At 60.0% G+C, this 5,131-nt stretch carries 6 protein-coding genes; 2 read left to right on the plus strand and 4 right to left on the minus strand.

The window, feature by feature from the left end; all coding sequences use genetic code 11:
• Nucleotides 1-222: 222 nt before the first annotated feature.
• From AAFX91_RS38810 to AAFX91_RS38820, 3 genes are all read right to left on the minus strand, one after another.
• Complete coding sequence (locus tag AAFX91_RS38810) at nucleotides 223-711, minus strand: DUF417 family protein (RefSeq protein WP_394570023.1); 489 nt, start codon at nucleotides 709-711, stop codon at nucleotides 223-225.
• 237 nt (nucleotides 712-948) lie between these two features.
• Entirely contained in the window at nucleotides 949-1,809 is an 861-nt protein-coding gene (locus tag AAFX91_RS38815) for an alpha/beta fold hydrolase (RefSeq protein ID WP_394570024.1), read from the minus strand.
• 119 nt (nucleotides 1,810-1,928) lie between these two features.
• A complete protein-coding gene (locus AAFX91_RS38820; protein WP_394570025.1) occupies nucleotides 1,929-2,933 on the minus strand; it encodes an alpha/beta fold hydrolase in 1,005 nt (334 codons plus the stop codon).
• Between the two features lie 597 nt (nucleotides 2,934-3,530).
• On the opposite strand from AAFX91_RS38820, the gene AAFX91_RS38825 reads away from it, so the two are divergent.
• Both AAFX91_RS38825 and AAFX91_RS38830 read left to right on the plus strand, forming a co-directional pair.
• Nucleotides 3,531-4,088, plus strand: coding sequence for a sigma factor-like helix-turn-helix DNA-binding protein (locus tag AAFX91_RS38825; RefSeq protein WP_394570026.1), 558 nt, complete (start codon nucleotides 3,531-3,533; stop codon nucleotides 4,086-4,088).
• A 92-nt stretch (nucleotides 4,089-4,180) separates the two neighbouring features.
• Entirely contained in the window at nucleotides 4,181-4,840 is a 660-nt protein-coding gene (locus tag AAFX91_RS38830) for a CGNR zinc finger domain-containing protein (protein WP_394570027.1), read from the plus strand.
• A gap of 64 nt (nucleotides 4,841-4,904) precedes the next feature.
• On the opposite strand, the gene AAFX91_RS38835 is transcribed toward AAFX91_RS38830, so the two are convergent.
• A partial coding sequence (locus AAFX91_RS38835; RefSeq protein WP_394570028.1) for a hypothetical protein occupies nucleotides 4,905-5,131 on the minus strand: 227 nt, incomplete at its 5' end.

The raw sequence follows: 5,131 nt of genomic DNA on the forward strand, positions 1-5,131 counted from the left end.
CGTTTGAGATTTCGACAACCTCATTCTGGCACAACTGATGCCGTAGGGGGCCGTCCACCCCATCAACCACAGGGAGGTTTTGTGACGCGAGCGAGTGGTTGCCGCTTGAGGTTGTACGGCGGGCAAAGACGTACTTGCGCCGTGCCCACCATCCAGTGCTGTGCTCGCGACGGTGGGCACGCTTCGCTTTGCCCACCCTACGGCGTCGTCGCGACTTATGATTCACATGCTGCGTGATCGGATGAAAGATCGCGGCAAGGAGGCGAGGAACAACACGAGGCAGACGCAGAGCAGGACGATATCCTTGAATATGAACTCGCCGGTCAAGTTCCAGGCCATCGGGTCGGTCGACCAACTCCAGACAACGACACCCGGCGTCGTGAAGAAGAATGACCAGGTGATGGCGAACGTGATCACGCCCAATAGCGAACTAATGGCTGACAAGATCGGGCTGAACGCGCCTGCCGCAAGCAGCACTGCGATACCAAGCTCGGCAACGCCGAGGAAATACGCTTCTCCCCGGAGACCAAATACCGACAACCACGAAATGAATGGACTATTGCTGATGAATTGAACGATGCCCTGCGCGGACTGCAATGTGAATTTCTGCATGCCAAACGACACGAAGATGACAACCATGACCCAGCGCAGGATAGCCAGCGGTCGGTAAGACCCGTCTCCCTTTTCGGCGACGTTGAAAGGTGTCTTCATGTGGAGCACTTCTCTCCTTGAGTGACTACATGACATCCCTTACGCGCGGTAGTGCCCGTCGTTACGAGTACCTGCAGCTTCCTGGTTCACAACGATGTGTATCAGGATGGATCGCGAACGATTGGTTCGGCGACGTCCTGCGAGCTCTGGAGCCCGCCAAATTTCTCGAGAAAGTCGCGCGCATCGACTCTCGGGAGGGGGCTGTTCGCGCCACACGGCGGCGGCCGATCTATCGGCTCACTTCAAACGCGAAAGAAAACCGCGGATCGCTGCGGCGATCTCCTCGCAGTGTGTCTCAAGTGCAAAGTGCCCGGTATCGAAGAAGCGGACTTCCGCGCCCGGAATGTCCCGCTTGAACGCCTCCGCGCCTGGCGGCAGAAAGAAAGGATCGTTCTTGCCCCATACCGCCAGGAACGGCGGCTTGTGCTTGCGGAAGTATTCCTGAAAAGCCGGGTAGAGCGCGACATTGCTCTTGTAGTCGCCAAACAGGTCGAGCTGGACCTCGTCGGCGCCAGGGCGGGCCAAATAGAAGTTGTCGAGCGAATAGCCGTCCGGAGACACAGCGGTGGTATCGGACACGCCGTGCGTGTATTGCCAGATCGTCGCCTCAGGCACGAGGAAGGATCGGAGTGCGCTGCGATTAGCCTGCGAGGGATCCTGCCAGTAGGCCTGGATCGGATTCCACCCCTCGCTCAGCCCCTCCTCATAGGCGTTGCCGTTTTGCGAGACGATTGCCGTGATGCGTTCGGGATGGCGAGCAGCCAGTCGAAAGCCGGTCGGCGCGCCGTAATCGAACACATAGATTGCGAAGCGGATGAGACCGATCACTTCGGTGAAGCGCTCGATCACTTCGGCCAATCGGTCAAACGTATATGAAAACCTGTCGCGAGGCGGCATGTCGGATTGGCCGAAGCCAGGCAGGTCCGGCGCTATGACGCGAAAGCGATCCGACAACGCCGGGATCAATTCGCGGAACATATGGCCGGAAGTTGGGAACCCGTGAAGCAGTAGCAGCGCTGTCGCATCGGCCGGCCCGGCCTCCCGATAGAATACCTTGAACCCGTCGACGTCCGCCTTCCGGTAATGAACTTTGGTCATGAGAAGTTCCCGCCTGCTTGGAGATTAGTAACCTGATTATAACGTTTTGACCGGTTACTACATCCGATGTGGTCGATCCAGTTCATTCCGCTCAATCCCACGTGACTGCCCTTGACGCATCAAGCCGATAGAAAGGCGTCCAGCAGTTGGGTTGTGTCCGTGGGGTTTTCTTCGGGAAAGAAGTGGCCGCCTTTCATGGCCTGCCCCTGCACATTGTCGGCCCACCTCCGCCAGATTCCCAATGGGCCACCATCCTGTCCGTAGAAAGTATCGAGCGGTCCGCCGACAGCCCAGAGATGCAGCATCGGGCACGTGATACGCCGCGAGTCCTCCCTGTCCTTCTTGTCATGCTCGATATCAAGGGACGCAGCCGCGCGATACTCCTCGCAGATCGCGTGCACGCGAGCTGGATCGCGATACGTTTCGATGTACGCTGCCCTGACATCGGGACCAAAGGAGCCCTGGCCAAACGGATTGTCGAACACCGCACCGGGTGCGCCCAGAAGATACTTTTCCGGAAGCGGCTCCTTCTGGCACAGAAGAATCCAGGGCCAGTACGTCGTGGCGAACTTTGCATTGGCGCGGGCCCATCCCTCCGAGATCGGGATGACGTCAAACACCGCGAGACGCCGCACCCTTTCAGGATGATCGAGCGCGAGGCGATAGGAAACGCGGCCGCCACGGTCGTGTCCGACCAGATCGAATTTCGAGAACCCAAGCTTGTCCATCACCGCTACAAGCTCGTTCCCCATTGCTCGCTTTGAATAGGGGTAGTGATCCTCGGCGGACGCGGGCACGCCGCTGCGGCCATAGCCGCGCAGATCGACGCAGATCACCGTGTGCTTGCTCGCCAGTTGCGGCGCTACGTAGCGCCACATCAGGCTGGTTCGTGGAAACCCATGCACCATGAGCAGCGGGGATCCCTTACCGTAACGCCTGATGAAAATGGTGTTGTCGCCGGTGTCGATCTCCGCCGTCTCAAACTGATCGGAAGCGGCCGGTGCGGCCTCGCCGACAGGCTGGGCGGCGGCGCGTTGCGAGAGCGTGAGCGATAATGCGGTACCGGAAGCGGCGGTAATTGCTCGAAGCACAGTGCGACGTGCGACGTCTGTCTTGTCGATCATCTGCTGAAGTCTCCCTGACAACGGCTGCGGATGAATGCCAACCGCGCTGAGTTGACCACATGAAGTTCCCGCCTCTCAGGCGCAGTAACTTGTCTGTTACGCAGTCGGCGGTTACGTCACTTCTTCTTGATATGGCTGTTCCGGCCCACCTTGACCGGTCTCACGTGACCATCTTTCGTTGGGTGAACTGGTTTGGTTACAGGGAACGCCGATCGTCAGGGAAATTTTCGCGTGCCGCACGGCGGGATTGACCGTCGCGATGTGCAGAGCCGGAAACAGCCGAACTACTCCTGGGCGTGTCCAGGTGCCGTTCGATTGTTGATGTGGACCACGGGGCGATCGCCGCCAGCGCCTACGGTCTTCTCAGAAAGCCGTTCGAAACCAGCGCGTTTCTTGATTGCGTCGAGAGGAGCCTCTCCAATGGACACCATCCACGATAGAATAACCGATTGCGCTGCATCCGCCTTGACGCAGCGCGCCCGGAGTTCAGCCGAGAAGCTCCTGTCCTTTGACGTCGCAGGACGTTCGTCGCGAAGCGCGCAGAACGCATTGCAGTCCACGAATTGGGATAGCCGGTCCGAGCGATGGGGTCGCCTGATGGTCGCCGCGCAGGATGGTGACAGCCGGGCCTACGAGCAGTTGCTCCGCGAAATAGACGTCTGGCTCCGTCGTTATTATGCACGGCGGCTTCCCTATCCTGTATCAGATGATGCAAGACAGGATGCGCTTCTCGCGATCCATGCCAAACGGCACACATACGCTCCGTCGAGAGCGTTCGGGGCCTGGGTCAGGGCGATTGCACGCTACAAGGCAATCGATCGCATACGTGACGCGTCTCGATTCGCCGCGCTCCCGCTCGACGAAGACATATCGATCGGGGACCACGAGGGGACCGCGGTAAGTGCCGCCACGATGGACGACTTGCTTGGCCGGCTGAAGCCCGCGCAAGCCATTGTGATCCGCCTCGTGAAGCTCAACGGCCTGAGCATTGCCCACGCGTCCGACGTCACAGGCCAGTCTGCGCCGCTCGTCAAGATCAACATCCATCGAGGCCTGAAGAGATTAGCTGCCCTGGTCTCCTGCGACGTCGTTGCCGCAACGACGCCCGCTCATTCTCAGAAACGCCGCAGCACGCGAGGTGCAAAGAGCATCTAAATGGGTTTGTGCAGGTTATTGCACACAAGGTACCAGCGGCTATATTTCGCCTTGCCGGCTTATCGATAATTGCCGGCTTCTCTGGGACCCCTGTGACAACCAAGCGCTCGCCAGCTTTCTTCATCGCCGATAACCCGGGACTGGACTTCTTGAATTCCATTGCGGTCCCGGTGGATGTCAAGGTCGAGTGGCTGGCCTCGGGAGACGATCTTCTGGCGTGGCTGAAACAGGCCGGATTGGTGCCGGACGAGGTGCTGAACGCTTTTCGCAAGAGCGCCCTTCCCGGCGAGCTGGATGCCATCGCGGCACAAGCGCGCGCGCTGCGGGACTGGTTCAAACCCTTTGTCTACAAACATATGGGTAAGCCCATTGGGCAGAATGCACTGCGCCAACTCGAACCGCTCAATCAAATGCTGGCGCGCGACGACGAATTCGGCCAGGTCGTGGTGCGTGATCGGCCTAACAACCGGCACCATGGCCATGGAAGGGTTTCCGGCCTCGTCTGGCGCCGCGAGCGGCGTTGGCAATCACCAGAGTCGCTGCTTCTCCCATTGGCGCGATCGCTGGCCGACCTCGTCTGCACCGAAGACTTCACTTACGTGAAGGCGTGCGAGGGGCCGGACTGCACGCTCTTGTTCGTCGATCGAACCCGAAGCCGCGCGCGCAGGTGGTGCAGCATGGCGGTGTGCGGCAATCGGGCGAAACAGGCCGCGCATCGGAAGCGCGCGCAGCAAGCAAGACGTTCAAAGTAAGCATCCGCCGGACGCATGGATCCGCCATGGCGCGGTCCGGCGGCCTCACTTGTCGCGCAACCGGTCAACGGCCGTCCGGGCCACCTGACATCATGCCCGACGGAATCTGGCGCGGCCCAAAGATCGCCTTCGCCACGTCGCCGACGGCCTCGACGTTCTCCTCCACATCCTGAAAGCAAACAATCCTGCAAGGGCAGGCCTCGAGCCCCTCATAAATCGGGATAGGGGGAAGCCTCGCGGCTTCGCCCCTCCCACACCACCGGACGTACGGGTCCGTATCCGGCGGTTCGG

The organism is Bradyrhizobium sp. 31Argb, from assembly GCF_043638955.1.
GTDB lineage: Bacteria > Pseudomonadota > Alphaproteobacteria > Rhizobiales > Xanthobacteraceae > Bradyrhizobium.

Bases quoted from the DNA above. Each gene is read 5' to 3' on its own strand.
- AAFX91_RS38810 (WP_394570023.1), bottom strand. From the start codon at position 711: ATGAAGACACCTTTCAACGTCGCCGAAAAGGGAGACGGGTCTTACCGA.
- AAFX91_RS38825 (WP_394570026.1), top strand. From the start codon at position 3,531: ATGGTCGCCGCGCAGGATGGTGACAGCCGGGCCTACGAGCAGTTGCTC.
- AAFX91_RS38815 (WP_394570024.1), bottom strand. From the start codon at position 1,809: ATGACCAAAGTTCATTACCGGAAGGCGGACGTCGACGGGTTCAAGGTA.
- AAFX91_RS38820 (WP_394570025.1), bottom strand. From the start codon at position 2,933: ATGATCGACAAGACAGACGTCGCACGTCGCACTGTGCTTCGAGCAATT.